This is a genomic window from Pyramidobacter sp. C12-8 (assembly GCF_002007215.1).
Classification (GTDB): Bacteria; Synergistota; Synergistia; order Synergistales; family Dethiosulfovibrionaceae; genus Pyramidobacter.
Genome location: NZ_MUHX01000008.1, coordinates 1 through 19,161 on the forward strand (window position 1 = coordinate 1; position 19,161 = coordinate 19,161).

Here is a 19,161-nt window from a genome sequence, read left to right on the forward strand (position 1 = left end):
AAAAACAGAAAACTTCATGAAAAACATCGGATCTCCGCCCGGCCCGCGCCGCGGATCTTCCCCGGGATCTGCCGCGCGATATTTCAGTGAGGAAACAAGAGGGACCGCCCCCGCCGCCGTCCGCAGGGCGCACGCGCCTTTTCGAAGGGCCGGCGGCAAACGTCGCGCCCCTGGACCGATCGAACGGTCCGGGGGCGCGGCGTTATGCGGTTTTAGGGCCGCCAGCCGGCGGCGATGGCGAAGCGGACTTTCGCCGTCGCGGTACAACGGCAGCTTTTCGCGCCCGATATACAGGACGCTCCCGGCAATCCCGCCGCCCTCGCTCCTTCCGGTGCGGGCGACGCAGCGCGCTTCATCGTCGTGCGCGTATTCGCCTGCCCCTTCGGTGACAAATGTTTCGCCGTCCGTCGTCGTGGCGACGCGCACCGCGACGTCTTTTTCCTTGTTACGGTTTTACCATGGATCTCCCATTCCTTCCCGGCTGTCAGAACAGTTCGACGCGATTCAGCAGAAAATCGCCAAGCGCGCAGTGGAAAATCCCGTTTTCGTCATAGTAGCTGTGCAACAAGTCCATGCGAATCACGATCTTTTTGAAAAAATCGTTCGTCAGCCACAGCGAAGCGAGCTCAGACGAAGTTTTGCTCTCCATGTCCATTCTCAGCGCCGACTGGATATAGATCCTTCTGTTCGTATCGTTGACGACGAAATCGATCTCTTTCCGCACGTTGCCTCCGCCAGCGCGGTCGCTGACTACGCCGACATCGACGGAATAACCTCGGCGGATAAGCTCATTGTAAATTACGTTCTCCATGATGTGTCCCGGGTCGAACTGCCGGTAATTCAGCCGCGCGTTGCGCAGGCCGAGGTCGGTATAGTAATATTTGTTGGGGTACTTGAAATACGATTTGCCCTTCACGTAAAACCGCTTCGCCTCGCTGATCAGGAATGAATCGAGGGAATACTGGATATAATTCGACACAAGCGAAGGATTCACCTTTTCCCGTCTCATGCTCGTCAGAGCGTTTGCGACGGCCGTCGGATTCGTCAGCGAGCCGATCTGCGAGGCGAGATAATCAAGGATGCCGTTCATCAGGTCCTCCCGCTCAACGCCGTTGCGCTCAGCGATGTCTTTCAGATACAGCTCGTTATAAAGAGACATGAGATAATCTTTCTTGTCTTTCTCATCATCGAGAGAAAGCAGGCGCGGCATCCCGCCATAAAGCATGTACCGGTCAAGCGCCGCGCGCTCGTCGCCGCCGACATGCGAGTATAATTCCGCAAACGACAGCGGATAAACGCGGATCTGCGTCGCCCGCCCACGAAATTCCGTCGCGACGTCGCTGGACAGCCCTCTGGAATTGCTCCCCGTCACGTACATGTCAAGATTTTTGTACGCTTTCAGCTCGTTCAGCATGTCGTAGACAGTCACAGAGATACCGCCACTTTCGCTGTCGAGCGTCGTCGAAGTCATCTGAACTTCGTCGAGCAAAAGATAAAACCGCTTTTTCGACTCTTTCTGGATCAGCGACTCGACAGACTCGCACAGGACGATCGGATTGCGGTATCGATAGAACCTTCGCTGATCGAGCGCGATCCTGACGATCTGTTCGTCCTTCACGCCCTGACTGAGCAGATAATCGTAAAACAGCTCGAACAGCAGCACCGATTTCCCGCAGCGGCGAAGTCCCGTGATGATCTTGATCTCTCCGTTCCACATGGCGCGAACGATTTTGTTCAAATAAAAATCCCGTTTAATCATATATTTCACCTCAAAGTCATATCGTAACCGTTATAACTACAATAATGATTATAGACTTCCATTCAGGAAAAAGCAATTCGTCCCTTCATCGTGCCGTTTCATCCTGACATGATTTTTGACAGGCATCGCATTCAGAATGAAATGAAAACCTCTCAGCGCCGAATATTCACTCAGGAAAAGGAGGGAACAGGCAACGGTAAATCCCCAACCACAGTCGCGCTCAGCGGTATGAATAAAGCCGCCTTAACGAACATAATCCTTCTTTTAAAAAGAGCACAAGACAGACAACAAACGTCACGCCCCCGGACCGATCGAAACGGTCCGGGGGCGTGACGTTATACGGTTTTAGGACTGCTAGTCGCTGCCGGCGGCGATGGCGAAGAAGAACGGGAACAGGAAGAGAAAGTCGTCCCGGTCGCGGCGATGCCGCCAATACCGCGGAGGCGGAGGCGGCGGACGGTGCCAGGCCGGCGGCGGGGGCGGCATCCTCCGTCCCCAGTAGGGCGGAGGCGGCGGCCCGGGGCGCCAATCGCGGCGCGGCGGGGGCGGTGGGGCTGGGCGGAAGCCGGGGTGAAAGGGCGGGGGCGGGGCAGGACGCCAGTCACGCCGTGGCGGAGGCGGGGGAGCAGGGCGAAAACCTGGACCGCCCGGTCCGGGACGGAAAGGCGGAGGGGCGGGACGCCAATCGCGGCGAGGCGGGGGCGGCGCGTGATGGAAGCCCGGACCGCGCCCGAAAGACGGCGGCGGCCCGCCGTGGAATCCCGGCCCCGGGCGCGCGCAGGCCGCGCCCGCCAACGTCAGGACCGCCAGCGCCGACAGCGCCAGACGAGCATATTTTCTGCCGGTGAATTTCATGTGAATTCGCTTCCGTGTGAGCTCGTTCGCGTGCTTGTTTTGTCTGAGTTCTGTCCAATATGCCGTTTTCAGGGGCGCTTTGGCTTTTTCACGCGGGCAACCGGCTAGAAATACTTCGGGCATGAGCTCGAATTTCCTACTTGACTTTTAATAGCTGGTCTCCTTTAAAGGATTTACTCTGCGGAGCGTATATGAAAAAGCGGAGTTTACGCAAAAACGCCGCTGATCTTCGCGTCTCATTCGTATTTCAGCGCGTCGATGGGATCGAGCAGCGAGGCCTTGGCCGCGGGGTAATAGCCGAAGCCGATGCCGACCGCCGCGGAAAACACGAAAGCCAGCGCGATGGAACCGAACGTGAACACCGGCGGCGCCTGCGTGACCGAGGCCAGAGCATACCCCGCGCCGACGCCCAGGCAGATGCCGAGGATGCCGCCGATCACCGACAGCGTCACCGACTCGATCAAAAACTGCAGGCGGATGTTGACGCTCTTGGCGCCTACGGCCATGCGGATGCCGATCTCGCGCGTGCGTTCCGTGACCGAGACGAGCATGATGTTCATGATGCCGATGCCGCCGACGACGAGCGAGATGACGGCGATGGAAGCCAGCAGCATGGAGGTGACGCTGGTGGTCCTGCGGCGCGCTTCGAGCATCTGCGAAAGGCTGCGCACCGCGAAGTCGTCGGCCTGGCCGCCGCGGATCTTGTGGCGCTCGCGCATCAGCATCGTGATCTCGCTGGTGATGTACGAAAGCGATTCCATGGACACGCCCTTGACCTGGATGGTGCCGACGCGACCGGGCGTGTTGTCCCACTTGACGAGGCGGCTCTGCGCCGTTTTCAGCGGCACGAGGATCAAGTCGTCCTGATCCATGAAGCCGCCGGTGGATTGTCCTTTCGCGGCGAACACGCCGACGACGGCAAAGGGCACTTTGGCGATGCGGATCGACTTGCCGACCGGGTCTTCGTGGGGAAAAAGTTTCTGCGCCACGGTGCTGCCGATCACGGCCACCTTGTTGCCCTGGCGCTGGTCCGATTCGCTGATGTTGCGTCCCTGCGCGATCGCGTACCCCTGCACGTCGCCGTACGACGGGGTGCTGCCGTAGACTGCCGTGGACCAGTTCGTGTTGCCGTAGACGACCTGCGCGCTGGCGTTCACGACGGGCGCCACGGCCGCAACGCCGGAGACGTTGGCGGCGATCGCCTCGGCGTCGCCTTCGGTCAGGTACTTGGCGGTGTCGCCGGTGGATTGGGCGTTGCGCTCGCGCATGACGGTGACGGAGTTGGTGCCGAAGGAGGCGATCTCCTCGTCGATCACCTTGTTGGCTCCCGCGCCGACGGCGAAGGCGGCGATCACGGCGCCGACGCCGATGATGATGCCCAGCGTCGTCAGGAACGAACGGGTCTTGTTGCGCCGCAGGGCGCGCAGCGCGGTACGAAAAATCTCCACGAGGGAAATCATGAACGTTCACTCCTTTTAAGTGCGCCGATGTTCGTTAAGCCGGTCTTCGAGGATCACGCCGTCGCGGAAGAGCAGCTCGCGCCCGGCGAAGGCCGCCACGTCCGGTTCGTGGGTGACGAGGATGATGGTGATGCCTTCTTCGCGGTTGAGCCGCTGGAACAGGCGCATGATCTCGTCGCTGGTCTTGGAGTCGAGGTTGCCCGTCGGTTCGTCGGCCATCAGGATCGGGGCGTGGTTGACGATGCCGCGGGCGATGGCGACGCGCTGCTGCTGGCCGCCGGAAAGCTGGCTCGGCTCGTGATACAGGCGCTCGCCCAGCCCCATGCGCGCCAGGGCTTCCACGGCGCGCTCGCGGCGCTCCCTGGCATGGACGCCGGCGTAGAGCATGGGCAGCTCGACGTTTTCGACGGCGCTGGTGCGCTGCAGCAGGTTGAAGCCCTGGAACACGAAACCGATGGTGCTGTTGCGGATCGCCGCGAGCTCGTCGCGGTTCAGTTCCGAGACGTCGCAGCCGTCGAGGAAATATTGGCCGGACGTGGGCTTGTCGAGGCAGCCGAGGATGTTCATGGTCGTCGACTTGCCCGACCCCGACGGCCCCATCATGGCGACGAATTCGCCCTTTTCCACGACGAGATCGATGCCATGGAGGATCTCCACCTGCCCGCCGCCGAGGCGGAAGCTTTTTTTGACGTTTCTCAGCTCGACGAGCGGCATCTTATTTCTTCTTTTCCGCTTGCAGGTTGAAGCCGACCAGCACCCTCGCGCCTTCTTCGAGGCCGGAAAGGATCTCGGTGCGGTCGCCGTCGCTGATGCCCTTCTCCACTTCGATCTTGGCGGGCTTTTTGCCGAGCAGCACGTACACGCCGGGCGTCTCCGCCGCGGCCACGGTGCCGCGGCGGGAGGGCGGCCCCATGGCGATTTCGGTGCTGACGACGGGGCGGAAGCGCAGCGCCGCGTTGGGCACGAGCAGGACGTCTTTCTTCTCGGTGACGACCAGCGAGACGTTGGCCGTCATGCCGGGCATCAGCTTTTCTTCGTCGTTGGCGACCTTGACGATCACCGTGTAGCTGACGACGTTTTCGCTGGTGCTGGGCGAGATGCGCACCTGCGTGACCTTGCCGGAGAACGTCGTGTCGGCGTAGGCGTCGACGGTGAATTCGGCGTCCTGCCCCACTTTGACGCTGCCGATGTCGGCCTCGTCGACGTTGACTTCGACCTGCATCTGCTTGAGGTCGCGGGCGATCTCGGCGATGCTGGGCGTCTGATAGCTGGCGGCCACGGTCTGTCCCTTTTCCACGTTCTTGGCCACGACGACGCCGTCGACGGGCGAATAGATCTTCGTGTAACCGAGGTTGATCTCGGCCTTGCGCAGCGTGGCCTCGTACTGGGCCACGCGCGCCTGCGCGGCCATCACGTCGGCGCTGGCCGTCGACTGGGAAGCCACGTCGGCGTCGAGCTCGCTGCGGGCGATCAGATCTTTTCTGATCAGCTCGCGAGTGCGCTTCAGGTCGCGGTCGGCCTTGAGCAGCGTGGCCTTCGCCTTGGCCAAGTCCGCCTTGGCGGAGAGGACGTTGGCCCTGGCCATGTCGACTTCGGCCTGCTGGGTGCGGTCGTCCATCACGGCGATGAGCTGTCCCTGCGCGACCTTGTCGTTGTAGTCGACGTAGATGTCGTTGATGGTGCCGCTGATCTGCGTGCCGACGTCGACGGTCTCCTCGGCGCTCAGGGTGCCGGTGGCCTGGATGACGCTGCGCAGCGAACCGCGGGCGGCGACGGCCGTGCGGTAGCTCACGTCGGCGCTGGCGGCGCGCCGTTCGCTGTACCAGTACACGCCGCCGCAGCTGAGCGCGACGACGGCAAGAAGCGTGACGATCCTTTTCAGTTTCATGATCCGGAAACCTCCCCCATGGCTTTCTCGAGGCTGAGCCGCGCCTCCTTGTGATTGTAAAGGCTCGCGATCAGCGTCGTCTGCGATTGCGCGTAAGCGTCGACGGCGTCGGAAATCTCCAGGCTGTCGCCCACGCCGGCCCGGTAGCGGCTCAGCGCCAGATCGAGATTTTCGCGGGCCTGCCGCTCCGCCGCGCGGGCGGCGTCGATGGAAGCGGCGCTTTCCCGAAGGCTCTGCCAGGCCTGGCGCACGTCGAGCACGACGTCCTGCGCCAGCTTGTCGCGGTTGGCCCGCGCCACTTTCAGATCGGCTGTGGCGCCGGCCACGCGCGCTTTCGTCTCGCCGCCGTCGCCGATCGGGATCGACAGGCTGAGCCTGGCGTTCCACTGGTCGTCGTCGTAAAATCCCGAGCCGCCGAAGCTGTAGCCGGCGCTGGCGGTCAGATCGGGGGCGTTGTTCAGCTTCGCCGCGGTCACGTCGGTCTTCGCCTTGTCCACCAGCAGGTCCTGAGCGGCCAGGTCGGCGCGGTTCGCGGCCGCGCGCTTCAGCGCGTCGCCGAGGGCGATGTCCCATCGTTCGTATTCCAGTTCGTCGGCGACGCCGTCGATTTCCAGTTCGGGCATTCCCATCGCCGAGGCGAGCCGGGCCTTGTACTGCTCCGCCGCGGACTCGGCCTTGATCAGCGAGAGTTTGGCGTTGGCCAGGTCGGTCTCGGCCTTGGTGACTTCGATTTTGGCCTTGGCGCCGGCCGAATAGTAGGATTTGGCCCAATCGAGGCGTTGCTGGTAATTTTTCACCTGTTCGTTTTGCACCGCCGTGTCGCGCACGGCCTTGTTCAGGCTGTAATAGGCGTCGCGCACGTCGGCGACCACGCTCTCGCGGGTGCGTTCCAGCGTTTCCCGCGCGGCTTTTTCGCCGAGCTTGGCGCTTTTCACGGACGCCTTCGTCTTGCCCCAGTCGTACACCGTCTGCGAGAGCGAAACGCCGGTGCTCCAGTCGCCGTCGCTGCCGCCGCTGTTCGCTCCCTTGGTGGAACCGTTGCGCGCGTAAGAACCCGTCGCGCTGGCTTTCAGCCGGCTGCCGGATGCGGAGAGCGAGGCGGCGGCATGGCGCGATTCCGCCGTTCCTTCGGCGGCCGTCAGGCTGGGATGGGAGGCCAGCGCCTTTTCGACGCACTGCGCCAGCGTCAGTTTTTCGCCGGCCATGGCGGGGACGCCGAGCAGAAGCAGGCAGCCGCCCAAAGCCAGAGCGCCGATTTTTTTCCTCATGTGAGTCACCTCGTCGAATGATCTGTCCGTTCCGATTTCGTTGGCTTCAGTCTAGCGCCGCCCATTCCGTTTGGCATTGTCGAAAATACCAGTTCGCCCCCCGGTGAATTCCCTACTCCGCGCGGAAAGGCTATAATAACGACAGATGAAAAAGGCAGGTGACGCGCAGTGCAGCTTGATTTCGAACGGGAAAATTTGCTTTCTCTCTACCGCAAGACGGACGGCGACGAGAAGCACGCCTTGCGGATCCTGGCGGCGGCGGTCGGCCCCGTCGCGGCGGGCGCGTACGAGACGATGCTCCATTCCCGAAAAGCGGCCCGCATCTCGCCGACTCTTCCCGGTTTCGACGCGGCGGCGGCGCTGCAGCGCTGGAAACGGCTCGGGCTGGCGGGGCGCGAGCGGGGAGCCGAGGGCGAAGGCTGGTCCGTCGTTCTGCCCATCCGCGAGCTGGTCGCCCGCGAAACGGTGCGCGAGAACTCCTTCGCGCTGTATTGCGAAGCCGTGGAGAGCAAACTGCATCTGCCCTCGCTGCGCGCCGAATTCAGCGGCGGCTATCGGGTGTTCAGAGAGCTCTGGCGCGCCGTGTACTTCCTGCGCAAATATTTTTATCTGGGCGACTCCGAAAGTTTCATCCAGCTGGGAGCGCTCGACTTCGCCGGCGGGGAAGCCACCGAAGAGCAATGCCTGAGCGTTTTTGCCGCCGCGGTGCTGAACAACCCCTTCGACCGCGAGATGTTTCGCGCCCTGCCGAAAGTCATGCGCCCCTTTTTCCTCGAAACGCTGCATCTGACGAGAATGAGCCCGGAACTGCGCGCCTTTGCGACCGACGCCGAAGAAGAACTCTGCCGGTCCGGCGACTTTCCGGAGCTGGCGGCCCTGCTGGCCGACCAGTACTGCCATGCCGGGCTCTTCGCGAAGGCGATGGAGTTGCTGCCCAAGCTCGACGACGCCGGCCGCGACCGCCTGCAGGCGGTCGACGCTCTGGTGCGCGGCGACCTCGAAGCGGCGCGCAAAAGCTACGCGCGCCTGGCGCGTCGTCCCAAACGCCGCGCCGGCAAGGCTCCGCCGCCCGTCAACCTTTGGGATCCGTTTTACATCCCGGTGCTAGCGGCGCTGCGCGAAACGCCCGACAAGATCGCCGCCGCCGCGCACAAGGAAAGCAACCGCACCGAATGGGCGCGCGGCGGGCGCCTTTACGACGCGCTCGGCGTCCTCGCCAAAGGAAGTTCCGCCAATCAGGCGGCGCTGTTCGCCGAAGACGATTTGGTCAAGACGCTCGACAGGGCCGTTCGCTCCATGCTGTGCGCCCCCCCCCGCCAGGACGAGAAAGCGCTCGACGAGCGGCTCACGAAGCTGATGGACTCCCTCGGGCTCGGCGCGGCCGACCTGTGCCATCTGCTGCTGGCGGCGCGCTGGATCGCGCCCCGGCTGGCCAGAACGTGGCGGGCGTTCTACCGCATCGCGGCGTTCCACCTGAACAGCCTCGGCATGTCGTTCGTCGCCAGCGAGCTGGAAGCCGCCGGCGAAGCGCTGGCAAGCCGACAGGACGACGGCTGGCACCCGCTTCGCGACCTGTTCAGCCCGCGTCCGCCGTGGGAGTGCGCCCTCGACGCGCTGGAATCGCTCGCCGGCGACGCCGGCGGAGTCCGGAAGAAAGGCGAACGCCGCCTCCTCTGGCTCGTCGAGATCGCCAGACCGGCGTGGCTGGAGGAGGACGAACCGATCGTCGCCGTGCGCCCGCTCGAACAGACGCTGCAGGCCTCGGGGAAATGGAGCAAGGGGCGCGAGATCGCCCTCAGCTCCATCGCCAACGGGCTGGAACGCATCCCCAACCTGAGCGAGCAGGAACGCCGCGTCGCCGACGCCGTGTACGATCGCGGCTCTTACGGCAAGTCGGAGCTGTGGCTGGACGGAATGCAGGCGCTGCACATCCTCGCCGGGCTGCCCAACCTCGTCCGCGCCGACGACTTTTCGCCGCTCGAAGTGGTCAAAATCGAGCCGCAACTGGAAGTGACCGCCGTCCCGTCCGGCTGCCGCATCCTCATGACGCCCGCCAACCCGCGGGGACGCGAATACGCGCTCAGCGAAGAGTCGCCGTCGCGGCTGCGCGTCACCCGTTTTTCGCCGGTGCATCTCAACATCCTCGCCATTCTCGGCGGCGAGGGCGCGCTCGTTCCCGAGGAAGCGCGCGCCCGCACGCTGAAGATCCTGTCCCGGCTGGCCGCGAACGTGACCGTGCAGTCCGAACTGGAGGGCGCGCCGCAGAGCGTCCCCGTCGAAGAAGCCAACGCGCGCCTGCACGTTCAGCTCTCGCCCTGCGGCGACGGCCTCAACGCGGAGATCGTGGTGCACCCGTTCGGCGGCGAGGGGTTGTCCTGCCGCCCCGGCGGCGGCGCGCCGACGCTGTTCGGCCTGAAAAAGGACGACGCGGGGAACGAGCGGCGCGTGCAGGTCAAACGCGACCTCGCCGCCGAAGCGCGGAAGACGAAGGAACTTTTCGCCGCCTGCCCGGCGCTGGCCGAAAACGGCGATCCCGACGACGGGCGCGCGCAGCTCGCCGCTCCCGACGCGTGCCTCGAACTGCTTTTGCAGCTGCAAAAAATCCCCGACGTGACCGTCGAATGGCCGCGCGGCGGCGCCATGACCGTGCGCCGCGAGCTGGACGGAAGCGCCATGCTCGGCGCGGTCCAAAGCGGCGGTACCGACTGGTTCGCGCTCTCCGGCACCGTCGCCGTGGACCGCGAACTGACGCTGTCGCTGCGCCAGCTCATGGATCTGCTGCGGCAGCGCAAAGGCCGCTTCGTCCCCGTCGGCGCGGGGCAGTTCGCGGCGCTGACGCGGGAATTCCAGCGCCGCCTGGAAACGCTCGACTCCCTGACCGACGCCAAGGGGCAGGAACTGCGCGTGCCGGCGCTGGCCGCCGCGGCCGTGGCGGAGCTGTTCGACGAAGGCGCTTTGGCCGCCGACAAAAAATGGCGCGAGCTGTGCGAGCGCTTCGACGAAGCGAGGGATCTCGCGCCCGAAGCGCCGCGCGCGCTGTGCGCGCAGCTGCGCCCCTACCAGCTGGAAGGATTCCGCTGGCTGGCGCGTCTCGCTCACTGGGGCGCGGGCGCCTGTCTGGCCGACGACATGGGGTTGGGCAAAACCGTGCAGACGCTGGCGCTGCTGCTGTACCGCGCCGAGGGCGGCCCGGCGCTCGTGGCCGCGCCCACGTCGGTCTGCGGCAACTGGATCGAGGAGGCGGCGCGTTTCGCGCCGACGCTGAACGTCGTCGATTACCGCAGCGCCGGGCGCGAAAAGGCGCTCGCCACGCTCAAGCCCTTCGACGTCGTGCTGGCGTCTTATGGCCTGCTGCAGAGCGACGCGGAGTCGTTCGCGCAGAAACGGTGGCACACGGTCGTGCTCGACGAGGCGCAGGCGGTCAAGAACATGTCCACCAAGCGTTCCGCCGCCGTCATGGGGCTGCAGGGCGACTTCCGCATGATCATGACCGGCACACCGGTCGAAAACCGCCTCGGCGAGCTGTGGAACCTGTTCCGCTTCCTCAACCCCGGCCTGCTCGGCTCGCTGGAGCGCTTCAACCGGCGTTTCGCTTCGCCCATCGCCGCGGGCGACGACGGCGCGCGGGGCCGTCTGCGCCGGGTGATCGCGCCGTTCCTGCTGCGCCGCGTCAAGGAGCAGGTGCTCGACGACCTGCCCGAGCGCACCGAAGTGACGCGCCGCATCGAACTGAGCCCGCAGGAATCGGCGTTCTACGAAGCGCTGCGCCAGTCCGCCGTCGAGGCCATCGACGCCGCCGGAAACTCTCCGGAGGCGGACAAGCGCTTCGCCATCTTCGCCCAGCTAATGAAGCTCCGCCGCTGCTGCTGCGCCGTCAAGCTCGTGTCGGAAAGCGTGGGCGCGGCGATCCCCTCTTCCAAGCTCGAAGCGCTGCTCGAACTTGTTGCCGAACTGCGCGAAAGCGGGCATCGCGCCCTGATCTTCAGTCAGTTCACCGACTATCTGCGCCTGATCGAACGGGCGCTCGCGGAACGGGGCGTGCCCTGTCTCTATCTGGACGGCGCCACGCCGCCGGGCAGACGCGCCGAACTGGTGCGCGCGTTCCAAGCCGGACGCGGCGACTGCTTTTTGATCAGCCTGCGCGCCGGCGCCACGGGGCTGAACCTGACCGGCGCCGATTTCGTCGTCCACATGGATCCGTGGTGGAACCCCGCCGTCGAGGACCAGGCCTCGGACCGCGCCTACCGCATCGGCCAGACGCGCCCGGTCGCCGTCTATCGCTTCGTGGCCGCCCGCACCGTGGAGGAGAAGATCGTCGACCTGCACCGCCTCAAGCGCCGCCTCGCCGACAGCCTGCTCGAAGGCGCGGACACGCCGCGTTCGCTCGATCTCGAGGCGCTGGCGGCGCTGATCCGCGACGAAGCGTGAGAAAGCGGCGCGTCCGCCGCGCCGGCAAAAATTTTCGATTGAAGGAGGCGTTACGCATGAACAGCGAATGGAGGTCGCCCTCGGGCGTCCAGGTCCGCATGGTGACGGGAGGATGGCGCAGCGGCGCCAGCGCTTTCGCGCTGAAACTGGCGCAGGACTGGGAGCGGAAAACGATCGTCTCCGCCCAGACCTCCACCGAGGAAGACATGCTGGAGCACATCGCGCTCTATCAAAAAGGCCTCGACGACGGCTGCGAAACCATCGTCGAGGGCGTTCATCTCGACCAGGCGCTCGACAAGGTCCGCGGCGGCGTGTGCATCGTCGACGACCTCGGCGCCTGGGTGAGCAACCTGACGAGCGGCAGTTTCCGCTTCACCGGCGAGACCTGTCCCGAGATCGAAGCGTTCGTCAGAAAACTGCGCCGGCCGCCCTGCGAGGTGATCGTCGTCACCCGCGAGCTGGGCATGGGACTGCCGTCCGACCGGATCGCCGAGCGGCGCTACCGCGACGTCGTCGGCCGCCTCAACCAGCGCATCGCCGCCTTGGCCGCCTCGGTCTACCTGTGCGTCAGCGGGCTGCCGCTCAAGCTCAAATAATTCGTGTATAATACCCTCGAGAACTTTTCCGGGGAGGGATCCGCATGTCCGCACTCAGCGCGCTTCATCAGCGCGTCTGCCAATGTCGCAGCTGTCCGCTGGGACAGGCCGACGGCGTCCGCGAGGACGGCTCCGCCTTTTATCACGTGCCCGGCGAAGGGCCCGAAAACGCCCGCCTCATGATCGTCGGCGAAGCGCCCGGCGCCGAAGAGGAGCGCACCGGCCGCCCCTTCGTCGGCCGTTCCGGCCGTCTGCTCACCGAAATCCTCGCCGCGGCGGGTTTGGAGCGCGAAGAGATCTTCATCACCAGCGTGTGCAAATGCCGGCCGCCGAAAAACCGCACCCCGCTGCGGACGGAGATCGCCGCCTGCCTGCCGTGGCTCACCGCCCAGTTCGAGGCGGTCCGTCCGCATCTGGTGCTTGCCGTCGGCAACGTGCCTTCGCAGACCCTGCTCGGCGTCAGGACCGGCATCAACGAGCTGCGCGGCCGCTTTCATCAATTTGCGTGGAACGGCCGAACCATGACGCTGCGGCCGCTGTTCCACCCCGCCTACCTGCTGCGCAACCCGCGCCGCGTCGAGGGCTCGCCGTGGGACAAAATGCTCCGCGACCTGGTCGAAGCGCGCGACTTTCTCGCCGGGCGAGGTTGAGCGCGCCGCCGGACGGGAGCCGCCGCAAAGACGCGAAAAAAATCAAAAAAGGTCTCGTCTGGAATGCGCATTCCAGACGAGACCTTTTTTATACTAATTCTTGTAAATGCTTCCACGTGGGCCGACATCGAGAATCAAGATTGTTAAAATGCCGTGTTCTATTTTGACAATGACTCTGTAATCCCCAACGCGATAACGATACAATCCGGCGAGATTCCCTTTCAGGTTCTTGCCGCTTTGCTGCACCTCTTCTTTACAGGCCAACTCTTCTTCAATCCATTTTCTAATACGTTCGCGAATTGGCCTGTCAAGTCTTGCCATTGCTTTAATCGCCGCTTTAGCGTAGCTGATTTTATACAACACTGGAATTAGCGTTCCTTATCGCTTTGTTCCCAAACTGCACGCGCTTCTTCGGGCGTATAGACCGTTGGGTCTGCTTCGTATTCTGCAAGGGCTTTCATCGCGGCTTGGCGATCTTCTTCGTCTTCTATCCAATCTGCTATACGCGCCGCGATACATTCAGATATTGTCAGGTCTTTCGCGGCTGCATAGCCTTGAAGAAAGACGAGCGTTTGTGAAGGGATTGCGATTTCAATACTTGTTGTTTCCTGCGGCGTTGAAATATTAGGCATGATATGTCACCTCATTGTTTGAGTGTACGAGAATGCGATGTAGTATATTTCTCCACGACGAAGGTTCATTCTCCGCTTTCTCCAATCTGCTTACACATAAGCGCTACAAGTTCGTTCGCGTTCTCGTTTTCAGCACAGGCTTCAACAAGTACGGCGTTGTCATAACGACGCTTCCGCTGTGCTGCGCGAAACCGTAATGAGTGCAGCTCTTTTCTTTTGGTAAGCATACGCTGTCATCTCTCTTATTTTGTCGGCTTTACCTAATGTTATATTATCGTTCCTTTCCGAAAACTGCAATAGGATATTACATCATATCTTTAATAATGAGTGTAATTTCGTATCCGAACAGGTAAAACTTCTTGACTCTAAATGTTTTTACACGTATACGACTGTCCCTGTTAAGACAGTTAAATGTACAGGTATTACCGCAATATGTCCATGATTCAAGGAATACGATGTCGAAGCAAGTCGTCCCTGCGCGGAGGGAAAACGGTCTGAGACGACTTCAGAATTACTGAAATTGGGGGGCGTGAACCGCGCCCCCCTTACGAATGGAGAGAAGACGGCCTGCATAATTTGCAGAGCCTTTTCATCTTCAAGTTGGTCTTGCACGAGGGGAAGATGAGGACGTAGATAATACTCATACTAATTCTTGATAAAAAGCATTAACATAGTTTACTGGGCGCCGCGAGGGAGTTCAGTCGCTCAGAACTACCTCGACTGCTGCGCAGCTCGCTTTGTGAATCTCCCTCGCAACCCCCTTGTGCTCGGCCTTTTAATGGAGAAAGAGTATTATCTTGGAGTTCTGCCGCGGTGGGCGGGGCCTTCTTGCTTTTCTTCGCGCCGTGCCGCGGCTTTCCCCGCATCCTTCCGCGCCGTTGCCGTTTGACGGAGTTTCGTGTAGAATTATATTATAGATTTCAGTTATAAAGGAGTGCTTTCTATGGAACTCTTTCATTTGCGGTACTTTATGACTGTCGCTAAATACGAAAACTTCTCGAAGGCCGCCGAGGAACTGTACATCTCCCAGCCGTCGATCAGCAAGGCCGTGCTCTCGCTGGAGAAGGAGCTCGGCGTCTCGCTGTTCCTGCGCAAAGGCAAGCGCGTGCAGCTCAACGACACGGGGCTGGCGCTGAAGCGCAAGCTCGAGCCCGTGATGAGCATCCTCGACAATCTCTCCAAGGAGCTCAGGGTCGTAGCGGGACATTCGCGCTCGACCATCGTCTTCAACGTGCTGGCCGGCTCGTCGCTGCTGCCCGACATCCTCCTCAAGTTCAAGGCCATGCATCCCTTCATCGACTTCCAGATCATCCAGAACGCCCGCACCACCAAGTGCGACCTCTGCATGCGCACGGCGTTGCCCGACGCGGCGCCGGAGAACAGCCGCGTGGTCATGAACGAGGAGATCCTGCTGGCCGTCCCCATGCAGTCCCATCTGGCGCTGAAAGAGTCGGTGCGGCTCAAGGACCTGCGCAACGAGAACTTCATCATGCTCGGCAAGCGCAGCCCGATGCGCGAGATCGCCGACCGCTTTTTCGCGCTGTGCGGCTTCGTCCCGCACGTGGGATTCGAAAGCGACAATCCCGGCACGATCCGCGGCCTCGTCAGCGCCGGCCTGGGCATCTCGTTCTGGCCGGAAGCCACGTGGGGGCATCTGGCCACCGACAAGGCGCGGCTGGTGCACATCTCCGACCCGCTGTGCAGCCGCAACATCTACATCACCTGCGACGAACGCGGCAAACTCAACGACCAGACGCGAATGTTCCTCGACTTCGTCGTCGACTATTTCCACGGTCTTCTGAAAAAAGCTCGTTAAAAAAAGCCGCGCCGCCTCCGCCGGGCAATGTTCCACGTGGAACAACGAAAGCGGGCGGAAGCCGATGAGTCAGATTTCATCGGCTTCCGCCCGCTTTGCGTCGTTCAGGGGCAAAATGCCCGCATCACAGCGTCAGGCAAACGGGGCGGCCGGCCTGGGGCAGCACGTCCCAGATCACTTCGCAGCGGTCGGGCGCAGCTTTCAGATCTTCGAGCGCGAGCGTCCAGATCTCCATCGGGTTGACGGGGCGGATCAACTCGTCGCCCAGCGCTTTCAGCCGCGCCAACGAAGCGTCGGCCCCGGCGCGGGTGCGGCTGACGAAGATCAGCCAGTTGACGCTGTCCTGTTCGTGAACGTCGCAGTCGAGATAGCCGGGGATCGCCAGCCGCCTCAGCTCCCAGAGCAGGCGGTGGAAGCGCCCGAGCGCGTCGAGCTGTTCTTCCGCCGTCGCCGCGGCCGAGAAGTAAAAGCGGTCGGCGTTGACGAGCCGGTGCTCGTCGCCCGGATGTCCCCTGAAGTCGCGGTAATTCTCGAAATCGTAGTTGACGATCAGCACCAGATCGAGCCCCAGACGTTCGCCGGGCAGTTCACGCCACGCCGCCCAGGCGGCCGGGTCGGGGATCTCCGCGCGGCGCCGGCGGTGCGGCACGGCAGGATGGGCTGCGAGCATGGCCTTGAAACGCGGTTCGTCGGGATAAAGCCAGCGCAGTTTTCCGCCCTCGATACGCCATACTTCTTCACGCCGCAGCGCCGGCCGCACGGGCCAATCGGGACGGACGACGTAGCGCTTCAGCCCCCAGCGCTGCACGTTCGCGCGCTCCAGTTCCAGCCACAGCGCCGTGGTCAGCAGGCAGCGTCCCGCGTTTTCCGGCTCGCCGCCGGGGCGCTCGTCGAGAAACATCTCTGCCGCGGCCCGGCGGAACGATTCCGCGCCGGATCCCGTCAGCGCGTAGACTCCGCCACGCTCCTTCAGCAGCCCCTGCGCGGTCAGTTCGTCCAGCCCCGCCGCGTCTTCTCCGGCGCGTTCCAGCAGCTCGCGGTCCCAGCAGGGATGATCCTGGCTGAAACGGGTCAGCAGCGATTCGTACATTTCATCCTCTCCCCTTCGTCAACTTTTATGAAGAGCGTCCCAGCCCGTCAGCGCCATACAGGCAAATTCCAGCGCCATGCCGGCCGCCTGCACGGCCGTTGCCGTCTCGCCGAGAAAAAACAGTCCCAGCAGCCCCGCCGTAAGCGGCTCCACCAGTCCGATCGTGTAGGACTGTCCCACGGTGATGCGGGCCAACGCCAACGCAAAGAAGAAATACGGCACCGCCGTAGGGAAAAATCCCAGCGCCAGCGCGCTCGCCATACCGCGCGCCGTCGCCAGCCAGCTCATGTCGCGTCCCCACAGCAGCGGCAGCATCAGCACCGCGCCCCCCACAGCAGGGCCGCGCCATTGCTCTCCAACGGGCCAAGCCCGCGCCGCGCCAGCAGCTTCAAATTCAGCCCCAACAGCGCGTAACCCAGACCGCCGAGAAGCCCCCACAACAATCCCGCCGCCTGAAAAGAAGCGCCCGCCGAACCGGGCGCAGCCGCCAGACAGCTGCCGGCAACGCCCAGCAGTGCCGCGAACCACCAGAGCCGCGACGGCGCCTCGCCGAGGAAACAGCCGAGAACGCCGGCCATGACCAGCGACGATCCGATCACCAGCATTGTGCCCAGAGCCACGCCGAGCACATCCATGGATATGAAAAACCCCGTTTGGTTCATCGCCGTACAGATCCCGGCCAGAAACGCCGCGCGCGCCGTCGAAAAAACGCCGCGACGGCGAACGGCCAACGCCGCCGCACAGAGCATGACGCCGCCGAAAAACAGCCGCGTCCACGCCAGCGCCAGCGGTTGATCGAGGCCCGCCGCCGGCGCGAAGCGCGAAATCGTGCCGCTGCCGCCCCAGAACAGCCCCGCCATGAGCATGGCGAAGACGCCCAGACTGCGTGACGCAGAACTCAATCTTCCCACTCCTCCCGCCGCTCCGCCGCTTTCCGTTCATTATAACAGGGCCCCTCGCCCCGAACAGCGCCGTGCCTCCTGCGTTGCCGATCCCGTTTCTTCTCCGCCGCGGCGGCGGATTCCGTTTACTTGAGCTTGCCCGAAGCGCGCAGCAGGCGTTCCAGACGCTCCATGCGCTCCTTCATCTCCGCCTGTTCGCGGGCCTGCGAAGCTTTCAGTTCCGCAATCTCGCGCGCCTGCGAGGCCACCTGGGCCTGCAGCTCGGCGTTCTCTTTCTGCATCACGTAGACGCTGCTGATCGGGCCGGAGCGGTAGCGTTCGGGGATCTGGTCTTTGTCTTCCTTGCGCCCGATCTTCCACGTCAGCCCGGCGTTGGCCATCGACTCGCCGTGGTGGGTGACGGACACTCCGGCGTGGACCATGAAGTCTTCCTTCACGTAGTGCGCAAAGCCGAGGGCCAGCGCGTACTCGCCTCTGTACGCTCCGAAGCCGGCCATGATCTGGCTGGGTTCGACGGGGTCGTACTGCATCGGTTTCAACCCGGCGAGGGCAGATCCGAGCGCTCCGGTGCTCTTGATTTCGCTTCTCAGTTCGCCCATCTGGTTGTAGACGTTACCGAAGTTGTTGTAGATGTTGTTGAACTGTGTGTCGACGGCGCTGAGGGCGTCGCCGACGTTATGGTACGTGCCGCCGCGGATGACGTAGGTGGGGGCGGAGACGGAACCGTCGTTGTTGACGGAGGAGCCGCCGCCGAAGTGGTTGGAGACGCTCGACGAGACGCCCCAGAGCTGCGAGCCGTTGACCGCGTCGGCGCTGGTCTGGCTGACTTCGCCCTTGGCGACGTTGGCGATCTTTTTGTTTCCGGCGTCGATGCCGGCCTTGGTGACCGAGGGGCCGTTGTGGATGACGAGGCCGTTGTCGGTGATCGAGGTGCCGCCGGCCGTAAAGGTGTTCGCGGTGACGCTGTTGAAGTTCACGTCGGCTTTCGTGGCGACGGTGACGTTTTTGTCGTCGCGGGTGATGGTGATGTTGTCGCCGCTGGTGAACGTCACTGTGTCGTTGGGATTGACGGCGGCTGCCGGCTGCGTGCCGGGCTTGGTATCGAGATTCCAGGAACCGCCGCCGGCGCCGAGCAGGGCTTTGAGCTGGGCGACGTTGACGGCGTCGGTGTCGTTGATGCCGGCGGCGACGCCGGTGATCTGGCGGGTGAACGGCGTTCCTCCCGTGATCGTCACCGCGCCGACGGAAACGGCTGCGGCGGTGGATTTCCATACGCCGGTCGTATCGTTGGCGTGGTCCGCCCCAGGGGTGGGATCGTAGCCGACGACGCCTTTGTCGACAGAGGCTACGGAGCCGCTGCCGAGGGCCACGCCGCCTTCTTTTTGCACGTCGGCGTTATGGCCGATCAGCACCGCGTCGGCGACTTTCAATTCTTTCTCGGCGTCGGCCGAGCCGAGCACGACGCTGCGGTTCGCGCTGCTCAGCTTGCGCTTGTCACCTAATACAAGAGCTGTTTGGGTATCGGTTACTGTGTTTTCGGAACCGATGACGGTCGTGTGGCTGACGTTTTCACCGGTGTTCTTGTAGCCGTCGAGCAGGTTGTATTCGCTCGGCAGGTTTGCCGTGCCGCTCAGAGTGTTGTTCACGCCTATCAGCTGCGAAGCGCGGGTGTAGTCGGCCGTGTTGCCGCCGCCGATGGCGAGAGTGGCGCCGCCGCCGTCCGAAGATTTTACCGCGGCGCGCAGGCTGTCGGCCAGATCCTTGGCGGAATCTCCGCCGCTGGTCGGCATGCCGCTGAGGGACGCAACAGAATTGGT

General features: G+C 63.2%; 17 protein-coding genes. 4 read left to right on the forward strand and 13 right to left on the reverse strand.

The features are described 5' to 3' along the window. The 7 genes from B0D78_RS12780 to B0D78_RS04375 all read right to left on the reverse strand — a co-directional run. A partial coding sequence (locus B0D78_RS12780) for a hypothetical protein (protein WP_168170002.1) occupies positions 1 to 426 on the reverse strand: 426 nt, incomplete at its 3' end. A 58-nt stretch (positions 427 to 484) separates the two neighbouring features. Continuing rightward, the gene (locus B0D78_RS04355) at positions 485 to 1,738 is read right to left on the reverse strand and encodes an ATP-binding protein (RefSeq protein WP_240496116.1); all 1,254 of its coding nucleotides are present in this window, start codon (positions 1,736 to 1,738) and stop codon (positions 485 to 487) included. A 375-nt stretch (positions 1,739 to 2,113) separates the two neighbouring features. Further along, positions 2,114 to 2,245, reverse strand: a complete 132-nt coding sequence (locus tag B0D78_RS13475; RefSeq protein ID WP_256385753.1) for a hypothetical protein — start codon at positions 2,243 to 2,245, stop codon at positions 2,114 to 2,116. Positions 2,246 to 2,850: 605 nt separating this feature from the next. Then, complete coding sequence (locus B0D78_RS04360; protein WP_078015772.1) at positions 2,851 to 4,074, reverse strand: ABC transporter permease; 1,224 nt, start codon at positions 4,072 to 4,074, stop codon at positions 2,851 to 2,853. Positions 4,075 to 4,089: 15 nt separating this feature from the next. Further along, positions 4,090 to 4,788 (reverse strand): ABC transporter ATP-binding protein, encoded by a 699-nt coding sequence (locus tag B0D78_RS04365; protein ID WP_078015773.1) that lies wholly within the window; start codon positions 4,786 to 4,788, stop codon positions 4,090 to 4,092. Position 4,789: 1 nt separating this feature from the next. After that, positions 4,790 to 5,962 carry an efflux RND transporter periplasmic adaptor subunit gene (locus B0D78_RS04370; RefSeq protein WP_078015774.1) on the reverse strand — a complete coding sequence of 391 codons (1,173 nt, stop codon included), beginning with the start codon at positions 5,960 to 5,962 and terminating at the stop codon, positions 4,790 to 4,792. After that, complete coding sequence (locus B0D78_RS04375) at positions 5,959 to 7,230, reverse strand: TolC family protein (protein ID WP_078015775.1); 1,272 nt, start codon at positions 7,228 to 7,230, stop codon at positions 5,959 to 5,961. The genes B0D78_RS04370 and B0D78_RS04375 overlap by 4 nt, the downstream gene beginning before the upstream one ends. 168 nt (positions 7,231 to 7,398) lie before the next feature. Between B0D78_RS04375 and B0D78_RS04380 the strand changes: the two genes are divergently transcribed. The 3 genes from B0D78_RS04380 to B0D78_RS04390 are packed head-to-tail and all read left to right on the forward strand — an operon-like array spanning position 7,399 to position 12,904. Continuing rightward, on the forward strand, positions 7,399 to 11,658 hold the full coding sequence (locus B0D78_RS04380; RefSeq protein ID WP_078015776.1) for a DEAD/DEAH box helicase: 4,260 nt from the start codon (positions 7,399 to 7,401) through the stop codon (positions 11,656 to 11,658). A gap of 56 nt (positions 11,659 to 11,714) precedes the next feature. After that, positions 11,715 to 12,254 (forward strand): bifunctional adenosylcobinamide kinase/adenosylcobinamide-phosphate guanylyltransferase, encoded by a 540-nt coding sequence (locus B0D78_RS04385; protein ID WP_078015777.1) that lies wholly within the window; start codon positions 11,715 to 11,717, stop codon positions 12,252 to 12,254. A 44-nt stretch (positions 12,255 to 12,298) separates the two neighbouring features. Then, complete coding sequence (locus B0D78_RS04390) at positions 12,299 to 12,904, forward strand: uracil-DNA glycosylase (RefSeq protein ID WP_078015778.1); 606 nt, start codon at positions 12,299 to 12,301, stop codon at positions 12,902 to 12,904. 93 nt (positions 12,905 to 12,997) lie between these two features. Here B0D78_RS04390 and B0D78_RS04395 read toward each other — a convergent pair whose 3' ends face one another. Together B0D78_RS04395 and B0D78_RS04400 are read right to left on the reverse strand one after the other, a co-directional pair. After that, positions 12,998 to 13,267 carry a type II toxin-antitoxin system RelE family toxin gene (locus B0D78_RS04395; protein ID WP_078015779.1) on the reverse strand — a complete coding sequence of 90 codons (270 nt, stop codon included), beginning with the start codon at positions 13,265 to 13,267 and terminating at the stop codon, positions 12,998 to 13,000. 5 nt (positions 13,268 to 13,272) lie between these two features. Further along, positions 13,273 to 13,536, reverse strand: a complete 264-nt coding sequence (locus B0D78_RS04400) for a DUF6290 family protein (RefSeq protein WP_078015780.1) — start codon at positions 13,534 to 13,536, stop codon at positions 13,273 to 13,275. A gap of 943 nt (positions 13,537 to 14,479) precedes the next feature. Here B0D78_RS04400 and B0D78_RS04405 point away from each other — a divergent pair. Further along, positions 14,480 to 15,352 (forward strand): LysR family transcriptional regulator, encoded by an 873-nt coding sequence (locus tag B0D78_RS04405; RefSeq protein ID WP_078015781.1) that lies wholly within the window; start codon positions 14,480 to 14,482, stop codon positions 15,350 to 15,352. 124 nt (positions 15,353 to 15,476) lie between these two features. Here the strand turns inward: B0D78_RS04405 and B0D78_RS04410 are convergent, their stop codons facing one another. The 4 genes from B0D78_RS04410 to B0D78_RS04425 form a co-directional block, all read right to left on the reverse strand. Next, positions 15,477 to 16,442: a hypothetical protein gene (locus B0D78_RS04410; RefSeq protein ID WP_078015782.1), complete on the reverse strand. Its 966-nt coding sequence runs from the start codon at positions 16,440 to 16,442 to the stop codon at positions 15,477 to 15,479. A gap of 18 nt (positions 16,443 to 16,460) precedes the next feature. Next, positions 16,461 to 16,757, reverse strand: coding sequence for an EamA family transporter (locus B0D78_RS04415; RefSeq protein WP_143521721.1), 297 nt, complete (start codon positions 16,755 to 16,757; stop codon positions 16,461 to 16,463). Continuing rightward, positions 16,757 to 17,344 (reverse strand): EamA family transporter, encoded by a 588-nt coding sequence (locus B0D78_RS04420; RefSeq protein ID WP_078015784.1) that lies wholly within the window; start codon positions 17,342 to 17,344, stop codon positions 16,757 to 16,759. Before B0D78_RS04420 ends, B0D78_RS04415 begins: the two co-directional genes overlap by 1 nt. Positions 17,345 to 17,469: 125 nt before the next feature. Continuing rightward, positions 17,470 to 19,134, reverse strand: a complete 1,665-nt coding sequence (locus B0D78_RS04425) for a YadA-like family protein (protein ID WP_143521723.1) — start codon at positions 19,132 to 19,134, stop codon at positions 17,470 to 17,472. Between the last annotated feature and the right edge of the window lie 27 nt (positions 19,135 to 19,161).